Origin of the sequence: Mesorhizobium sp. B4-1-4, from assembly GCF_006439395.2 — a bacterium.
In the GTDB taxonomy this organism is placed as follows: Bacteria; Pseudomonadota; Alphaproteobacteria; order Rhizobiales; family Rhizobiaceae; genus Mesorhizobium.
Window position 1 is genome coordinate 2,972,115 of record NZ_CP083950.1, and the last position, 17,586, is coordinate 2,989,700.

General features: G+C 59.2%; 12 protein-coding genes. 5 read left to right on the plus strand and 7 right to left on the minus strand.

Features of this window, described 5'->3' with window-relative positions:
* Positions 1-3: 3 nt before the first annotated feature.
* The 3 genes from FJW03_RS14420 to FJW03_RS14430 are packed head-to-tail and all read right to left on the minus strand — an operon-like array spanning position 4 to position 4,060.
* Positions 4-876 (minus strand): dTDP-4-dehydrorhamnose reductase family protein, encoded by an 873-nt coding sequence (locus FJW03_RS14420; protein ID WP_140611961.1) that lies wholly within the window; start codon positions 874-876, stop codon positions 4-6.
* A gap of 14 nt (positions 877-890) precedes the next feature.
* Positions 891-2,189: a glycosyltransferase family 4 protein gene (locus tag FJW03_RS14425; protein WP_210240574.1), complete on the minus strand. Its 1,299-nt coding sequence runs from the start codon at positions 2,187-2,189 to the stop codon at positions 891-893.
* The gene (locus FJW03_RS14430; RefSeq protein WP_140611959.1) at positions 2,186-4,060 is read right to left on the minus strand and encodes a polysaccharide biosynthesis protein; all 1,875 of its coding nucleotides are present in this window, start codon (positions 4,058-4,060) and stop codon (positions 2,186-2,188) included. Before FJW03_RS14430 ends, FJW03_RS14425 begins: the two co-directional genes overlap by 4 nt.
* A 1,026-nt stretch (positions 4,061-5,086) precedes the next feature.
* Here FJW03_RS14430 and FJW03_RS14435 point away from each other — a divergent pair.
* From FJW03_RS14435 to FJW03_RS14455, 5 genes are read left to right on the plus strand one after another with little or no spacing between them, the layout of a single operon-like run.
* Positions 5,087-6,082, plus strand: coding sequence for a glycosyltransferase family 2 protein (locus FJW03_RS14435; RefSeq protein WP_140611957.1), 996 nt, complete (start codon positions 5,087-5,089; stop codon positions 6,080-6,082).
* 2 nt (positions 6,083-6,084) lie between these two features.
* Positions 6,085-7,257, plus strand: a complete 1,173-nt coding sequence (locus FJW03_RS14440; RefSeq protein ID WP_226890666.1) for a glycosyltransferase family 2 protein — start codon at positions 6,085-6,087, stop codon at positions 7,255-7,257.
* A gap of 6 nt (positions 7,258-7,263) precedes the next feature.
* Positions 7,264-10,269, plus strand: a complete 3,006-nt coding sequence (locus FJW03_RS14445) for a trifunctional glycosyltransferase/class I SAM-dependent methyltransferase/polysaccharide deacetylase (protein ID WP_140761562.1) — start codon at positions 7,264-7,266, stop codon at positions 10,267-10,269.
* Positions 10,266-11,255 (plus strand): glycosyltransferase family 2 protein, encoded by a 990-nt coding sequence (locus FJW03_RS14450; protein ID WP_140761564.1) that lies wholly within the window; start codon positions 10,266-10,268, stop codon positions 11,253-11,255. Before FJW03_RS14445 ends, FJW03_RS14450 begins: the two co-directional genes overlap by 4 nt.
* The gene (locus tag FJW03_RS14455) at positions 11,252-13,072 is read left to right on the plus strand and encodes an ABC transporter ATP-binding protein (protein ID WP_140761566.1); all 1,821 of its coding nucleotides are present in this window, start codon (positions 11,252-11,254) and stop codon (positions 13,070-13,072) included. Before FJW03_RS14450 ends, FJW03_RS14455 begins: the two co-directional genes overlap by 4 nt.
* 124 nt (positions 13,073-13,196) lie before the next feature.
* Here the strand turns inward: FJW03_RS14455 and galE are convergent, their stop codons facing one another.
* The 4 genes from galE to FJW03_RS14475 all read right to left on the minus strand — a co-directional run bounded on the left by galE (position 13,197) and on the right by FJW03_RS14475 (position 17,468).
* Entirely contained in the window at positions 13,197-14,171 is a 975-nt protein-coding gene (gene galE, locus FJW03_RS14460; RefSeq protein WP_140761568.1) for a UDP-glucose 4-epimerase GalE, read from the minus strand.
* Positions 14,168-15,142, minus strand: a complete 975-nt coding sequence (locus tag FJW03_RS14465; protein WP_140611945.1) for a UDP-glucuronic acid decarboxylase family protein — start codon at positions 15,140-15,142, stop codon at positions 14,168-14,170. Before FJW03_RS14465 ends, galE begins: the two co-directional genes overlap by 4 nt.
* Positions 15,143-15,402: 260 nt before the next feature.
* On the minus strand, positions 15,403-16,494 hold the full coding sequence (locus tag FJW03_RS14470) for a quaternary amine ABC transporter ATP-binding protein (RefSeq protein WP_140761571.1): 1,092 nt from the start codon (positions 16,492-16,494) through the stop codon (positions 15,403-15,405).
* Positions 16,491-17,468, minus strand: coding sequence for an ABC transporter permease (locus FJW03_RS14475; protein WP_226890667.1), 978 nt, complete (start codon positions 17,466-17,468; stop codon positions 16,491-16,493). The genes FJW03_RS14470 and FJW03_RS14475 overlap by 4 nt, the downstream gene beginning before the upstream one ends.
* Positions 17,469-17,586 lie beyond the last annotated feature (118 nt).

The window sequence follows — 17,586 nt, forward strand, 5'->3', positions numbered from 1 at the left end:
TGGTTAGCAGAAATCATGCATGGCTTGAATGAGCGCGGGCCATTGTGGAGGCTCGTATCCGGTAGCGTGGCGGAAACGGGATGAGTTAAGAGATCGATCGATCCCCACCCTATCATCCGGCTCGATGCGAATTTCCTTCGCGTAGATTTGCGCCACTATGTTCAAGAGATCGTGTTTGCTAATTGCCGCGGCGGAGACATGATAGAGGCCTGTCAGGGCCGGGTTCGGAAGAACGAAATCGCGAATGACCCTGGCTAGCTCGACGGTGGGCAAGCCGGAAAAGATCGCCCGCGTGAAGCCCTTAACGCTGCCCTCTTGGTTCAGAAACCAGTCGATCAGACTGTGGGCGCTGTTCAATTCCCGGCCGATGATCGAAGTCCGCAGTGTTATCGCGTTGTCGTAATCGACTTCGCCGAGCAGCTTGCTTCTCCCATAGAGATCATATGCGTTAGGACGCGAACTTTCACTGTAGTTGCCGTCCGCGCCATCAAAGACACAGTCCGTACTTATGTGAATGAGGCGGGCACCTGCGATCCTGCAGAGTCGTGCTAGCCGGTGTGGCAAGATCGCGTTGATGGGGATTGCCGCCAAAGGATCACTTGCCGAGGAAAGCTGCTTGACCAAGCCGATGCAGTTTACGACGACGTCGGGTGCCACGTCGGCGAACAGATCGAGGAGTGCGTCGGGGTTTTCCGCGTCGGGCAGATTGACCAAATTTCCTCTGACCTCCTCCGAGAAGAGGCGTTGATGGGATCTGGAACGGATTGAGCCAAAGGTTTGAAAGCCAGGACTATTTGAGAAAAATCTGAAGACTGCATTGCCCAGCATGCCAGAGGCACCTAACACCAGCAATTTGCGATGAGTCTGTCGTTCCATCACCGATTCCTGATTTACAACCGCGAGCGTGCTAGCTTGCTTCGTGCATGTCGAAAATGATCAATTAGCTGACGAGCAAGCGGCGCGGGCGCAAAATGCGATTTGAAGTACTCGCGGCCCGACTCTCCCATGGATTCTCTCGCTTCTTCGGGCATATTTTTGAGCCGCACCATAGCCTCGGACAGACCAAACGAATCTTCTGCCGGAATTGTTATTCCGGCATTGGCTTCACGAATGATCTCTGCAGCCTCGCCATCTAAACAGGCCAGAATGGGGCGGCCTGCGGCAAGATAAGTTGGAATCTTGCTGGGTATGGTCAGCCCGAAGGCGGCCGACCGCTTCAATGTGACAAGAAGCGCCGATGATTGCGCCAATATCCTTGGCATCATCTCGGCTGGAAATCGGCCTGCCAATACCACGTTGCTCAAGCGACGCCGCTCGATCTGCGTTCTGAGCCAATCGGATCTGCTGCCACTGCCCACAAGAACGATGCATATCTCTGGATCTTGAATGTGACTTGCTGCATCCAGCACGGTCTCCAATGCCTGAGCCGTCCCAAGGTTACCCGCGAACACGACGTTAAATCCCGTGGGTAGTTTGAGAGATGAACTCTCAGGGGATGCGCTCTCCGCCAAGGGGTTGTCACCGGGGTTCGGATGATACGCGATTGGCACGTCGTCACCCACAATGGCCTGTATCTTCCCGATAAATCCGCGAGACTGGACAAGTAGAAGGTCAGCGCGTCGATATATGAAACCAGTGAGCCGCTCGACCGCTGCCAGCATCCATCTGTTTTTTATGAAGCCGGTTTCTTCAAGGCTTTCTGGCCACAGGTCCTGCACCCAAATGACGTGAGCTGCTCCCTTGATACGCCGGAAAACGGCGCCCACCAGTCCTTGCAATATGGGCGAGATTGCGTAGACAAAGATGACGTCGTATCGCTTGGTCCGCGTAAGATACGGGCCCAGCAGCCCTCCAAATATTACAAATGAGAGGTAGTTCCATATCCGCCGAATTCCGCCGCCGCGGCCTCGAGGCACCACGGGTACTCGATGAATCAAGTACCCTGAAGGGTGGGTCTCGGTCCCGAAGCCAAAGGCGCTATAGCCCTCGAAAATCTTGCCCTGTGGATAGTTTGGCTGCCCGGCCAAGACCTCAACGTCGCAGCCTTGGTGCCGCAGCGATTCGACAACCTCATTTATCCTGAAACTCTCAGGCCAAAAATGCTGGCTGATCACCAGTACGCGCAATCTCTCCTCGGTCGCGCCGCTTTCTGTCTGCAGACCCTCAGTTGCCGGGTAAATGAAATTCATTGCCGTAGCGAGCGCGTGTTGCTCATTGTCAGGTGAATATCAGGTCCCGCGGTGAATTCTGGTACTGTCGATTGAAGAAGGCGAAGCGCGCCCTCCAAATCCAGTCTATCTATCATACGCTGCATCTCATCGAAGATGCGCTCGATCATCGCCCGCTCAATAGATCGCGCAGACGCTGCCAGGATTCCCGGCGACCCCGTCTCACGCAATGTCTCGTTACTGTCGAACAGTTCTTCGTAGAGTTTCTCTCCGGGACGCAGCCCGGTGTAAGCGATTTGAATGTCGGTGTCCGGACGCAGCCCAGATAGGCGGATGAGGTTCCTCGCCAGGTCAGCAATCTTCACCGGTGAACCCATATCGAGAACAAAGATTCGGCCGCGCTCATTAACGTCGTCCGGATCATGGGCTGCTGCCTGCAGCACCAGCAGGCACGCTTCGGGAATGGTCATGAAAAAACGCACAATGTCCGGGTGGGTCACTGTTACAGGGCCGCCGGCCCTTATCTGCTGTTCAAAGAGCGGAACCACGGATCCGGCTGATCCCAATACGTTGCCAAATCGAACCGTCATGAAGCGCGTGGTGGACGTCTTTTGATCGATATCCATCGCTTGGCAATACATTTCCGCCATACGTTTAGTGGCTCCCATGACGTTAGCAGGGTTTACTGCCTTGTCGGTCGAAACCATGATCATCTTGGAGACTTTCCAGCGCAATGCGGCGTCGGCAACGTTCCGCGTACCGATGGCATTGGTGAAAATGCCCTCGATTGGTTGAGCCTCCACCATCGGCACGTGCTTTAGAGCAGCTGCATGAAAGATCAGATTGGGTGCGTGGGTTTCAACGACGTTGCTGATCGCCTCCCTCTCGCGCACGTTGCACAGCACCGCGTGGATACGTAGGTCAGGATGCTTTTGGCTCAGCTCGGATTTGATGCAATAGAGCGCATACTCATTGGCATCCACGAGAACGAGGCTCAGCGGACTGAGATCCAATACCTGTCGCGCCAGCTCGGACCCGATCGAACCTCCGGCTCCGGTGATCATCACGTTCTTACCGCCAATCATAGCGGTGATTTTCTGCGTGTCTAACCTCACGGGTGCACGCTGCAGGAGATCCTCTAATTTTATCGGGCTAAGTTGAATCTCCGCATCGATACTCTTCATGTCGAGCAGATTGGGGAGTGCCAGCAACTCCACCTTCTGCTGCGCCGCGACGTCCACCAACTCCTCGAGGCTGGCGTATTGCTGATATTCCTCGCGAGATCGAGTAAGGATTATTGCCTCGGCCCGGCGGCCCCGCGCTTCGAACCGGTCCAATATCTGAGGCAGGTTGCTCAGCGGCCCCACGACCGGAATACCCCGGATCGCTCGCCCTGTTCTTCGTCCGCGTTCGTCGAGAATTGCAAGCACCTCCACAGAGGCACTTTTTCTCTCCTTGATCGTTCTTATGAAAGCCTCGGCATTATCGGTCGCCCCGATGAGAAGAACGTTCTTGGCGCTTCCTTTGGCAACCTTCCCCTTTCTAACATCGTGCCGATTCCGATAGACGCGGTATGCGGCACGCGGCCCGGCCAGAAACACGATCGCGAAGGCCCACGCGATGAGAATGGAAGAACGTGGGATCGAATTCAGTCGATCGACCAGAAATTCGATGACCGTGAAGATGGCGAGAGATGCGGTAGTTACGCCGGCGATCGCCAGGAAATCTGACAGCGATGCGTAGCGCCATACGCCGCGATTGAGCCCAAGGAAAAAGCCAGTGATGCTGACTATGAATCCGAAGAGTGCCGCAGCTGCAACGAACTTCCAAAAGTTCCCCGAGAAGCCGTCCAACCTCAATGCGAATGACAGCAACAGCGCGGCGGCCCCCATAAGGCCATCGTGCACGAGGGCCAAACCGCGCAATGTCAAGAGCCGTGAGATGACGCGGGGCCTCTTGGACCCGATCTTTGAATGGGCGACTTCAGATTTTTTGAGACCGGAAGGCACTAGGCTTCACCTTGAAGACACGAATGCTTCCGGCCTTTCTCGATCGATATTCGAGACGATCGTCCACGCCCTGTGCGGTTCAGCAGCGACACGTTCTGCGCTTGCCATGGCGTCGGAGATGACAGTGTCCGGCAGGAAGGTCGCATTTTAAAACCAATTGTCCTGATATCTTTCTTCTTACCCAAACATGAGGTCCGGTGCTCCGGTGCTCGGAGAAGTCTGTACCGCACATGGCCTGATCGTCCAATACTTATTTCCAGAAGTGCACCGCGATGACGAGCAGAGGGCGTCAGCGTGGATCATTGTCCGGCTCGCAAGGCACGCAGGGTGCGTGTTCAAATTCTGCCGACGTAAGACCCGGGGCTAAGACAACCCCACACGCCGCTGACGCAGTGTACCACGTATCCGCCAATCGACGCAAAAGACCCTCTCTCATTCGAGCGACGACCTAATATGCGCCCTTGCCGCCACAAGAGTGTGCAGGCCTGGACAAGAAGTGAAGATCATCTGTCGGAATGTTTTCGGTCCTCGGTCGACGCTCGCTCGACACACCGCCGCCTCCCTGCGAGGAGATTGCATCGGGACCGATCAAATCCAGCGCGTTGGCGGCGAACTGGAAATCTTTCGACTGCTGGCGATGCTTGCCATGGCGGCCGGTCCGACCTGAAACGCGAACCGGAACGAACTCCATTCTGTCTGCCACATCGCGTAACTGAAGCCGCCTGCGGCAAAAAATCACTATGGGTGGACCTGCCAAGCCCACCCGAGCCTGCTGGCTTGCATGATTATTTAGTAAAAACTAATAGAATAGCGTCTTTTGCCGCGAATTCGCCCCGATCTTTGAAGAGAGCGGTACTGACGGCGTGCCTGCATGAACTCCACCACCTTGCGGAGAAAACGAAGTCCCCGATGGTCAAGGACAATGCCACAGTAGGCGTCGTGGTGCCGATGTTCAACGCGGAGCGAACCATTCGCTCCACCCTGACCAGCATCTGCCGCCAGAACTACCAAGCACTGGACATTATCGTGGTCGACGATGGATCGACGGATGAGTCCGCATCAATCGTGGCCTTCTGTGCCGATAAAGATCGGCGTATACGCCTCATAAGGCAGTCAAATGGCGGAGTTGCGCACGCTCGCAATCGCGGCGCGGCTTCTACCGACGCGGAATTTCTAGCGTTTGTCGATGCGGATGATCTTTGGGCCCCATCCAAGATCGCATTGCAATTGCGCGCCTTGCTGGAAGGTGGCTCTTCAGCAGGCCTGGCATATTGTTGGTTTGCGCATATCGATGAGGACGGTCGGGTATTCTCGCTGCATAATCACCCCGACGCCCAAGGTCATGTGCTCCAGCGCATGTGCAGACAAAATTTTGTCGGCAATGGAAGTTCGATGCTTGTACGTCGCTCCGCATTCGAGCAAGCGGGACAATTCGATTCGTCCTTGCGGGCCAAGAGCGCACAAGGCTGCGAGGATCTTCTGATGTGCCTCAGAATAGCGGAAAGTTACGAGTTCCGTGTCGTGCCTCAACATCTTGTGGGCTACCGAATGACGAACGTCAACATGTCGAGCGATGTCATGCAGATGCTTCGTTCCTGCGAAATCGTCCTTGCCGAGTTTCGTGAAAAATATCCGCAATTCGGGGGCGATCTCGATGCCCATCTGGTCGACATGATCCATTGGCTTGCCACAAGAGCTTTGATTGAGGGACGGTTTTTCGCGGCCTACGACCTGCTGAAGAAGTCCGTCGTCCTGGACCCACGCACCGCGATTTCTGGTCTGCCTGACATCGTAGACGCATATTGCCGGGCCAGGCTGGTTCCTCGCTGGATCAAGCTTCGAGTGAAACGGATGCTAAACAAAGACGCCGAATTTCGGCCTCTTTATAGCGAAATGAGCTGGTGAAAATGTCATCCACTCCAGACGGGCACGTAAATGTGCTGGAGGCAGAACTGCGGGAGATGTTTGGCGTGGACGGCTGCGTAGGTGTCCGCCACGTGGATCTAGACATCCAAGGTGCTCCTGAGGACTGCGATGCCGGCATGATCGTCTTGTGGCGCGGCGGGCTGCCGGTCGGGCATTTGCTCAGGGCGAGCGACGGGGAGTGCCGCATTGCCCCAATTGCGATCGCTCAAGACTCAAGCCCGGCTCCACCGGTTCTGGACCTGCCGAGCGCCAGCGTGGTCATCTGTACGCGCGACAGGCCGAAAGAGCTGCGGCGCTGCCTCTCCTCGCTCCCTCTGCAAACCCTTCCGCCCGCGGAGGTCATTGTGGTCGACAACGCGTCGGCAGGCGGCGAAACGCGCGAGGTAGCGCTCGCTGCCGGCGCAATCTATGTCCGCGAGGACCGACCCGGCTTGGATATTGCCCGAAATCGAGGCGCTGAGCGTGCATCCTCCGAGATCGTTGCCTACACGGACGATGACGTTCTGCTTCATCCGCAATGGCTTGAGCGGCTGGTCACAGCATTTGACAGACCTTCGATCGGCGCGGTGACGGGTCTTGTGCTGCCCGCCGAGATTACCACCGAAGCGCAGCGTTATTTCGAGACATTCTGGAGTTTCGGGCAAGGCTATACACCTCGGATTTTCCGCGCGGCCGATTTTGCCGCCAGCAAGCACGAGGTATTCCCTGCCTGGAAAGTTGGGGCTGGCGCCAGCATGGCGTTCCGGCGCGACGTGTTTGACCACGCCGGGCTGTTTGACGAGCGTCTCGACGTCGGTCAGGCCGGATGTTCTGGAGACTCCGAATATTGGTATCGGCTGCTCGCCAATGGATATGACTGCCGCTACCAGCCCACCTCCGTCGCGTTCCATTTCCACAGGCGGACGATGGAAGGCCTGGCCAAGCAAATCTACTTCTACATGCGCGGTCACTCAGCCGCTTTGCTCGTCCAGCATGAACGGACTGGCGTCAGGGCGAATTTGAGACAGGCGTTCAAATGGAAGCCGCTTTGGTATCTCGGCAGGGTTCGCAGGAGGCTGCTTGGACGCAGGGTCCCTGAGGATCGTTTCCTTTGGCAGGAAATCGCCGGCTATGTGTCGGGGCTCCTGTTCTACCTCCGAACCAGGCGCGGGTAAGACGGCGTGGTGCATCATCCCCTGGTTTCGATCGTGGTGCCTGCGCACAATGCGGAGGTGACGCTGGCGCAGGCGCTCGATTGCCTTGTCGGTCAGGATATTGCTGATTGGGAGGCGATCGTCGTCGACGACGCCTCCACGGACCGCACCCCCGCGATCATCGCCGGCTATATGGAAGGCGACGCCCGATTTCGGACGCTGAAGTCTTGCGCCCACAGCGCCGCCGGCGCGCGCAACAAGGGGATTTCGACAGCGCGCGGCCGCTGGCTGATGTTCCTGGACGCGGACGACTGGGTGGACGCCGGCTTCCTTGCCAAGATGCTGGCCGCGCTGAAAACCGCGCCCGATGCCGTGGCCGCCTATTGCGGTTCCCGGCGCGTGATGCCCGATGGCGCACTCACCCCGCCGAGCATCGCGACCGAGGTTGCGATCGAGCCCTTCGAGACATTCGCGCGCCGGTGCGGCATCCGCACGCACGCGCTGCTGATCGATCGGGCGACAATCGTCGAGCTGGGCGGTTTCGATGTGTCGCTGCGCACCTGCGAGGACTGGGATTTGTGGCAGCGCGTCGCACGTCAGGGCAAAAATTGGCTGATGGTCGACGAGCCGCTCGCTTTCTATCGGGCCAGCCCCAACTCGCTCACCCGCAATTCAACGCAGATGCTGGCAGACGCGGAAATCGTCATCGCCCGCGGCTTTTCTGCCGACCCCAGGGTCAAACACCCAGCCCCGGCGCATGCCAAGGGGGCGATCCCGGCGAACGGCCGCACCGCTTCCGAAGCGCTCGCCTGGTTCGCGTTGTGGAATGCCGCGTCGGATTGCGGCAGCGGCTCGCGCCTGGCCAACCCGGAGCCCCTGCGCGCGCTCCCCGTGGGACGTAAGTGGGCGCGTGAGGTCGCCAAGGTGATTTTCGACGGCCTGATGGTGGGAAGCCTGTCGGGGCCGGCGCAATTGGCTGCCAGATGGGACAGGTTCGGCGGCCCCTTAAGCAAATTGATCGTCGAACTCGGCCAGGTCTGGGACAATCCCGTGGCGGGTCGCCGCGTCCAATATCACATTGAGCAAATGCTTCTCGACTTCGACGACCTTGCCGCGCCGCGCAGACTGGCGCGAACGCTGGGGATTCGCGTCGATGCCCGAAATCCGACCTCGACCGAACTGCCGGAAGGGATCGATCAAATCTACGCCTACCTGATGATCGACGGCAAGATCGAGGCTTTGGTGCAGTTCGGTGTGCTTGGGAAGGTGACGAGGCGTCATTGGATGGCATTGATCCTGGATCTTGTGCCTCCTCGGGAGGTCCTCTCCGGCTATCGGCGCATGGCGTTCCGCTTCTGGAAGGGCGTTGCGCGGCTGGCGGGCCGATCGCCTGTACATGCACTGCAAAAGGGTACCGGTGCCGACAAGTCAGACATGTTTGCGGCATCGGCGTTGCTGTCCATGGCGGGACGCCGCTCCGATCAAGACAGCCACTACGGCAGACTCGCGCGGTTGGCGGCGGAAGCCAAGCAGTTGGTGCGCTCGAGCGCCGAAGTTGCGGAGCCTCTTGCAGCGCCGCGTCACGCACCGGCCGACGGTGGGCGCGACAATGATCGCGCCTCGTTCTGGGATCGCTATTTTGCGACCGAGGATCCCTGGAACTATGGTTCGGCCTATGAACAGGAAAAATATGAGCGGCAGCTCGAAATTCTGCCGGCCGGCCCCATCGGCCGGGCACTCGAGCTGGCCTGCGCGGAGGGCCATTTCACGCGGCAGCTGGCGCCGCGAGTGGGCCATTTGACCGCGACCGACATCTCCGCCGTAGCCATCGAGCGCGCGCGCGCTCGATGCGGCGATCAGCCGAATGTCGAGTTCGGGGTGCTGGATCTCTCTGCCGACACGCTGCCGCGCGAGGTGGATCTGATCGTCTGTTCGGAAGTGCTCTATTATTTGGACGATCTCGCCGAGTTGCGGCGCGTCGCCAAAAAACTCGTCGAGGCTTTGGCGCCTGGCGGCAGTTTCATCAGCGCGCACGCATTCGTGCTGCGTGACAATTTGGAACGGACGGGCTTCGACTGGAACACATTCGGTGCACAAGCGATCTCGGAGACGCTGGCGGCGACCGAAGGCCTCGTGCTCGAGCAATCGATCCAGACCGAGCTCTATCGCATAGACCGCTTCCGCCGCCTGCCGCCAGGCGACGTGGCGGCGGAACCGACCATCGATCATGTGCCAATCCGCGCGCCCATCGAAAGGGAGGTCGCGCGAAAAATCGTCTGGGGCGGGGCGCGGGCGTTGCGCCGCGATGTCGCACGCAGCGAGCGGCGGCAGCGTATCCCCGTCCTCATGTATCACAGCGTCGCCGATGATGGGCCGGCCGCGCTCGCCCGTTTCCGGTTGACGCCCGCCGCGTTTGCCGAGCAGATGGCGTGGCTGCGCGCCAACGGCTTTCACGCGATCATGTCCGAGCAACTGGAATGGTTCATCGCCAGCCGTCACCCTTTCGTTGGCCGCCCGGTGCTGATCACGTTCGATGACGGCTTCCAGAACTTTGCCGACCATGCCTGGCCGATCTTGCGCAGGAACGACCTGACCGCGGAAGTGTTCCTGGTGACGGATTTGGTGGGGGAAAGCGCGAAGTGGGATGCCGACTGCGGTCCGCCGACGCCGCTCATGGATGCCAAGACGGTGCGGCGCCTCGCCGGCGAAGGTGCGTTCTTCGGAAGCCATATGGCGACGCATCGCGCCATCGACGGTCTGTCGAGCTCCGACCTGGCCGCCGAACTGCTGCGCTCCCGCATGTTCATCGAGCGATGGACCGGCCGGCCAACGACGACGTTCGCGGCGCCTTTCTCTGTCACCGACCGGCGGCTTGGCCGGCTGGCCCGGGAGTGCGGCTATCGAACCGGCTTCGGCGGCAGGCACGGTCCGGCGAACCTCGATTGCGATCCGATCGACCTTCCCCGCATCGAGATTCGTGGGGACCGCTCGCTCGATGACTTTGTCGCCATTCTGGAGGCCGCACTCGAATGAATGGCGAACTTGTCAGTGTCATTATCCCCGCGCACAACGCGCAAGATACAATCGACGAGACGCTCCGCAGCGTTCGCTCGCAGACCCACCGTGCGCTTGAGATTATTGTCGTCGACGACGGTTCGCGCGACCAGACTATCGCCATTGCCCGACGTCACATGGAGATCGACCCGCGGATGCGGCTGATCGAGCAGGCAAACGCCGGCGTGGCCGCTGCTCGCAATACGGGTTGGCAAGCGGCGAGATCCAATCTGATCGCCTTTGTCGATGCCGACGATCTGTGGGCGCCGACCAAGATCGAGCGGCAGCTGGCTGTGTTCGACCGGACAGACGAGAAAGTTGGGCTCGTCTACTGCTGGTATTTGGTGGTCGACGCCCAAGGCAAGGTAACTGATGATCAGCATCGGCCAAACTGGCGGGGCGATGTGCTTGAACGCCTCTTCCACGGCAATTTCGTTGGTAACGGCAGCGCCGCCCTGGTACGCCGGCAGGCACTGATAGACGCCGGCGGTTTCGAGAGCGGACTGCGCGAGGCGGGCGCGCAAGGTTGTGAAGACATCCTCTTCTATTGTCGCGTCGCCGAACGATACCACTTCGAAGTCGTCGAAGAGCCGCTGGTCGGATATCGTTACCTTCCGGGGAATATGTCAAGCAACATGACGCGCATGCTGCGATCCTGGATGCTTGTGGTGGACGAGATGCTCGGCCGCCACCCGGATGCGGCATCCACGCTGCGTGAGGGGTTGCATTTCTATTCGGTCTGGCTCCTGGAGCGAACGTTGCGCCAGCGGCAATCACGCTATGTGCTTCCGATCCTGTCGCTATTGCTTCGCCATCATCCTGCGATCGCTATGCGGATAATCGTCATCGATTTGCCATGGGTCGGCGCGCATTTGGCCAAGCGCGTCGTGACGAGGCTGGTGCGTGGTCGCCGGCCGATCCGCTCGCAGGTGACCGCGCGCTTCCCGACCGGGGAACTGAAATGAGCGAAGCCAACGGCCCCACACGCCGCGGTGCGGTCCGTGCTTCGTCGCGCGATCTTTCGCAGCTGCTTCGCATCGTTGGAAAGCCGCGCTGGGCGACCCCGGTGCTGCTCGCGCTCGGCTTTCTGTCGTCCTTGGCCGAGACGCTCGGCATCACGCTGATCCTGCTGTTCCTCTATCTGGTGTCCGATCGGATCACGGAAGCAGGAGGTGGCCTTCAGGGTAGAGCGCTGGGCCTGGCAGTCGCCTGGTTCGGTAGTCCCACTCGGCTCGCCGTTGCCATCCTCCTGCTCATCCTCGCGCGGGGAGCACTAGCGCTGGTGTATTCGTTGATAAGCTCCAGCATTGGCGAACGGATCAGCGAACGCGTGCGCAACCTCATCCACCAACAATATCTCAGGGTCGCTTTCGGATCCATCCAGCAGCACGAGCAATCGCAACTCATGGAGGTGCTCGGGACCGAATCGTGGCTGGTCGCGCAGTCCTATGGGGCGGTCACCCGACTCATCATAAATAGCTGCTCGATCTTCGTCTTCGCCGTCTTCCTGCTCATGATCTCCTGGAAGATCCTGCTGATCGCAGCTCTCGGCTCAGTTGCGATCTCCGCGATCTTGCGCATCTTTTCGCGGCCCGCGCGTGACCTGGGGCATCAGGTAAAGAAGATCCATCAATCGCTCGGCGAGCACATGCTGATGACGCTCCAGGCGTTGCGCACCATACGCGCCTATGGACAAGAGGCGCTCCATCAGCGCCGTTTCGTGCAATCGTCAGCGGCCGCGCGCAACGCCTCGTTGTCCATGATCCGCCTTTCGTCGTGGATCGGCCCAACCACCGAGATCGGTTATCTGGGAATGTTGGGCACTATCGTTCTGGTCTCCGGGTGGTGGCACATCAGCTTCGAGGTGACACTGGCCGCTGTCGCGCTGCTGTATCGATTGCAGCCGCATACGCAGGAGTTCGAAAGCAACCTGCTGTTTCTGGCTCAGATGCAGCCACAGCTGCGCTCGGTGTTGGAGATGATCCGCTCCGAGGACAAGGAATATCCATCGCAGGGCACAATCGCGCTCAGGGATTTGAACGCGAGTATCGTCTTCGACCACGTAAGCTTTGGGTATGATCCAAGCACGCCGGTGCTCACCGACCTGTCGCTCGAGATTCCAGCCGGAGTGACTACGGCGCTGATCGGTGCAAGTGGCGCCGGCAAGACCACGATCGTGAATCTTCTTCTGCGGCTATACGAACCGACCTCCGGCGACATCATGATTGACGGCACCCGGCTCGCGGAAATCAGGCGGGACGATTGGCTATCCAAGATCGCCGTGACCGGTCAGGACGTCGACCTCGTCGAGGGCACGGTGACGGAGAACATCCGAATGGCCAAAGCCGATGCGACCGAAGAAGAGATCATTGCCGCCGCCCGCAGTGCCGGTGTCTCGGCATTCGTCGAGGGCCTTCCAGACCGTTATGACACCTGGATCGGACAGGAGGGACTGCGATTTTCCGGTGGCCAACGGCAGCGCATTGGCCTGGCGCGGGCTGTATTGCGCGATCCGGACCTCCTGATCCTCGATGAGGCGATGAACGCACTCGATACCGCGCTCGAGGATCAGGTGCGGCGTGCGATTGATAGGCAGCTTGGCAACAGGACAATTTTGCTGATCACGCACCGCATCGACACGGCGCGTGAGGCCGCGAATGTGATTTGGATCGAGAACGGCAGAGTCATCAGCCAAGGGCCTGCCTCACTCGTCGTTCCTCAATATCAACATCGCCAGCACGAAGTCGTACGTGCGTCCGAGGCTGAAAGTGAGGGGCCGTGACGTCCTCGATCCCCAGCGTGTCGGTCCGGCGCGGGGCAATGGAATCGACAGTTTCGGCCGGCGCGGTTGCTCTCTTGATGACGGGCGGGCAGGCCAGCTGGCGGAGTGTCGTACCCATCACAATTCACAATCGGCTACGATACCAAGCCAGTGCCGTCTCGACGATCCTGTCGATTCCAGATTGCTCGGGTGTCCAGCCAAGTTCCCGGTACGCCTTGCCTGCCGCGGCTACGAGCGCTGGCGGGTCACCTGCCCTGCGCGGGCCGTAGACCACCGGAAGGCGCGACCCCGAAGCTCGGTTCACCGCATCGACCAGTTCCTTCACCGTCGTTCCGGTTCCCGTCCCGAGATTGTAGACGTCGACACCCCTGTCGCGGAGAAGCTTCTCCCCTGCCAGGACGTGAGCACGCGCGAGATCGGTGACATGGACATAGTCCCGTACCGCGGTTCCATCGCGGGTATCGAAGTCGGTGCCGTTGACGGTAAAAATCCGGTCCGGCCTGATCGCCGCCTCGATGGCGAGCGGTATGACGTGTGTTTCCGGTTCATGCCGCTCACCGACCTCGCCGTCAGGATCGCATCCGGCCGCGTTGAAATACCGGAGTATGACCGCGTTCAGGCCATGGGCAGATGACAGATTGTCCACCATCCGTTCTATGATGAATTTCGACCATCCATAGGGATTGATGGGCGACTGCGGATGCATTTCATCGATCGGCGAGCGAACCGGAACGCCATAAGATGCGCAGGTGCTGGAAAAGATGAGCTTGTCGACGCCGGCCTTCAACATTTCCTCGAGCAAGACCAGCGACCCGAAACTGTTGTTTCGGTAATAGAGTTCGGGGTGCTCGACGGACTCGCCCACATAGGCATAGGCGGCGAAATGCGCCACCACATCAGGCCGATATTGTCGTAGCGCCGCCGACACGGTCGCGGCGTCGGAAATATCGCCCTCGACAATCGGCCCCCATTTGACCGCGTCGCGCCAACCGCGCGAGAGATTGTCATATGCGATGACCGACCAGCCGGATTCAGCGAACGCCTTGCAACAGTGCGATCCGATATAGCCGGCCCCGCCGGTAACCAGGACAGTCTTCATTCGGCAGCGGTCGATCGTAAATGTTTCGACGAAACCAAGCTTTCGAAATAGGCGATGGTCTTGGCAAGACCATCGCGCAATGCGGTTTTTGGCCTCCAATTGAGCTCATGCAAGGCGCTCCCGATATCGGGCTGCCGCTGCTTTGGGTCGTCAATTGGCAACGGCGTGAATTTAATCGCCGACCGGCTTCCGGTGATCTCGATCACAAGATTGGCGAGCTCGAGCATCGTAAATTCGACTGGATTGCCAAGATTGATCGGACCGGTAACATCGTCATCGGTCTGCATCAAGCGAACCAGACCGTCGATGAGATCGTCGACATAGCAAAATGAACGTGTTTGCTGGCCCGTCCCGTACACTGTTATCGGCTCGTTCTGTAACGCTTGGACGATGAAGTTGGAAATGACACGGCCGTCGTCCGGACGCATTCTCGGGCCGTATGTGTTGAAGATGCGCGCGACCTTGATCCGCAGCTTATGCTGTCGCCAATAGTCGAAAAACAGAGTTTCGGCACATCTTTTGCCTTCGTCGTAGCAGGAACGGGGTCCTATCGGGTTTACCCTGCCCCAATAGTCCTCGGTCTGCGGATGAATTTCAGGGTCGCCGTAAACTTCCGACGTGGACGCCTGAAGAATTTTGGCGCGAACGCGCTTGGCCAGCCCCAGCATGTTGATCGCCCCATGGACGCTGGTCTTGGTCGTCTGGACCGGATCGAACTGGTAGTGAACGGGGCTTGCAGGACAGGCAAGATTGTAGATCTCGTCGACCTCAACGTAGAGTGGAAAGGTGACGTCGTGACGAATGATCTCGAAGGACCTGTTGTCGAGGAAATGCGAGACGTTTCTTCGGCTTCCGGTGAAAAAATTGTCGACACATGTAACCTCGTGACCTTCACCAAGCAGTCGCTCGCACAAGAACGATCCCAGAAAACCCGCGCCCCCCGTCACCAGAACTCGTTTCGCCCGCTGCATTTTCGAACCCTTCCGGCCAATTTAGACATCCCTAATAAACTAGCCGGACAGTTGGGCGATTCAACAGCACGCCGCCTTCAATTTACATTACCGACAAGACATCATTGCCGGATGCGCCCGCGCCGGGGCGTATTCCGTCACTGAACGGCACTGGATCCAAGTTCCTTTCGAGATTGGAATTCGGCGGCAGGCACACGTCCAAGAAGGTACCTGTCTTTCGCCGGAACGAAGCTACCGTCGATGTAGAATGGTCGAGATCTTCAAGATATATGCGCCTCCTTGATTGGCTCCGGGGCCGGCCCGACGATCTGGGCCGGCGGCCCGGCATGTCGCGGGACCAGAGCCTTGAAGACGTCCTGCATTTTTATCAGCCCAGCGGGAACTCCGTCCCTGGCAACGACGAAAGTCCGGGTGAGATCACCCTGCGAACGCGCCATCACCGTTTCGAGATTGTCCTCCGCGTCGACCTGTCCCGACGTGCCGGACTCGACAATAATGCCCGGCACCATGACCGACTCCGCTCTGAGCACGCGTGCGCGATTGATGTCGTTGACGAACTTCTCGATGTAGGCGTCGGTCGGGTTGAGGATGATGCTCTGCGGCTCGCCTTGCTGCACGACCACGCCGTCTTTCAGGATCACCAGATAGTCGGCTATCCTGAGCGCCTCATCCAGGTCGTGGGTGATGAAAACGATGGTCTTGGACAACTCGGCCTGAAGCTCGAGCAGAAGGCTCTGCATGTCCGTCCGCATCAGCGGGTCAAGCGCCGAGAACGCCTCGTCCATGAGCATGACGTCGGAGTTGGATGCCAGCGCCCTGGCTATTCCCACGCGCTGTTGCATGCCGCCGGAGAGCTGGTGGGGATAGCGGTTCTCGAAGCCCCTGAGGCCAAGCCGCCCCAGCCATCTGATCGCATTCTGGCGGGCATCCGCTTCGCTGTCGCCTCGGACGCGCTGTGCCATCTCGACATTCTGAAGGACGCGCATATGCGGCATCAGGGCAAAGTTTTGGAACACCATCGACATCCGAAACCGGCGCAGCTCGCGCAGTGCCGCGCCGGTGAGGCCTGCCACATTGGCGCCGTCGAGAAGGATTTCGCCCGCGGTGGGCTTGATAAGACCGTTGAGATGGCGGATCAGCGTCGATTTTCCCGAGCCCGAAAGGCCCATGATCACCGTGATGTCGCCGCGCCTTATATCGACGTTTATATCCTGAAGCCCGATGACATGGTTATGCTTCTCAAGCAGCTCGGTCTTGCCAATTCCGCCCTGAACCTTGGGCACCATGGAGCGCGCACCGGGGCCGAATATCTTGTAGAGATTCCGGATGGATATCTTGGGTTGTTCGGTCAACGGGCTTCCTCCCTTGGCTGGAGTGTTCCATTGACACGCGCCATCGAGGCTTTGCTCACCCTGTCGAACATGATGGCCAGCAGCACGATGCCGAGACCCGCGACCAGACCGGTGCCGAGTTCGAGATTGTTGATGCCGCGCAGGACCAGCACGCCTAGGCCCGGCGCCGATACAAGGGATGCGATCACGACCATCGACAGCGCCATCATGATGGTCTGATTGACACCGGCCATTATGCTCGGCAGCGCCAGCGGCATCTCCACTTTCAATAGCTTCTGCCAGCGATCCATGCCGAAGGCATCCGCGGCCTCGCCGACGTTGCCATCGACCATCCGGATACCGAGATTGGTGAGCCGGATGACCGGGACGATGGCGTAGAGGATGATTGCGATGCCGTAGAGCTTCGACTCGGTGACCGAGAAAAGGAAGATCAATGGAATGAGGTAGACGAAGGAGGGAAGCGTCTGAAGCATGTCGAGGACAGGGAGCGAAAGCTTCTCCAGCCGATTGCTCTTCGCCATCAATATGCCGATGGGTATGCCGATGAGGATGCAGATGAACGTGCACGTGAAGACGATCGCCATCGTCTGCAGCGCATAGTGGAGATGGTCGATGAAACCAAGGAGCAGCAAAGTCGCGGCGACCAGGGCTAGGATGGACCATGACCTTGAAGCGAAATAGACAAGCAAAAGAAGCGCGATCACCAGCGCCCACCACGGTACGGCTTCGACGACCTTGAGCGAGAAATCCAGCAGCCACGACAGCGGTTGCGTCAGGGGATCGAGCACGGTCTTCAACGCGACGCGGACATGCAGGAAGCTGTCCTCGATGCCGGAGGTCAGATCCCGGGTGCGCGGCACCGCGCGACAGGCGTCATGCAGCGCGTCAAGCGAAGGGAACGGGGCGGCGTCGCCCGAAGCCTGTCCGCCCGCATTGGCTTCTTTGCTCTTCTTGAGCAGTTCGGCCATGCTCATGGGGCCCGTGGTATCGGACGCGTCACACCATCCACGAAGTCCGAGCTGATTGAATAGTCCGTCGTAGAAAGCCATGGCGTGCCTTCAATCTGCTGTCGAATCGAGGCGTCGCGATGCC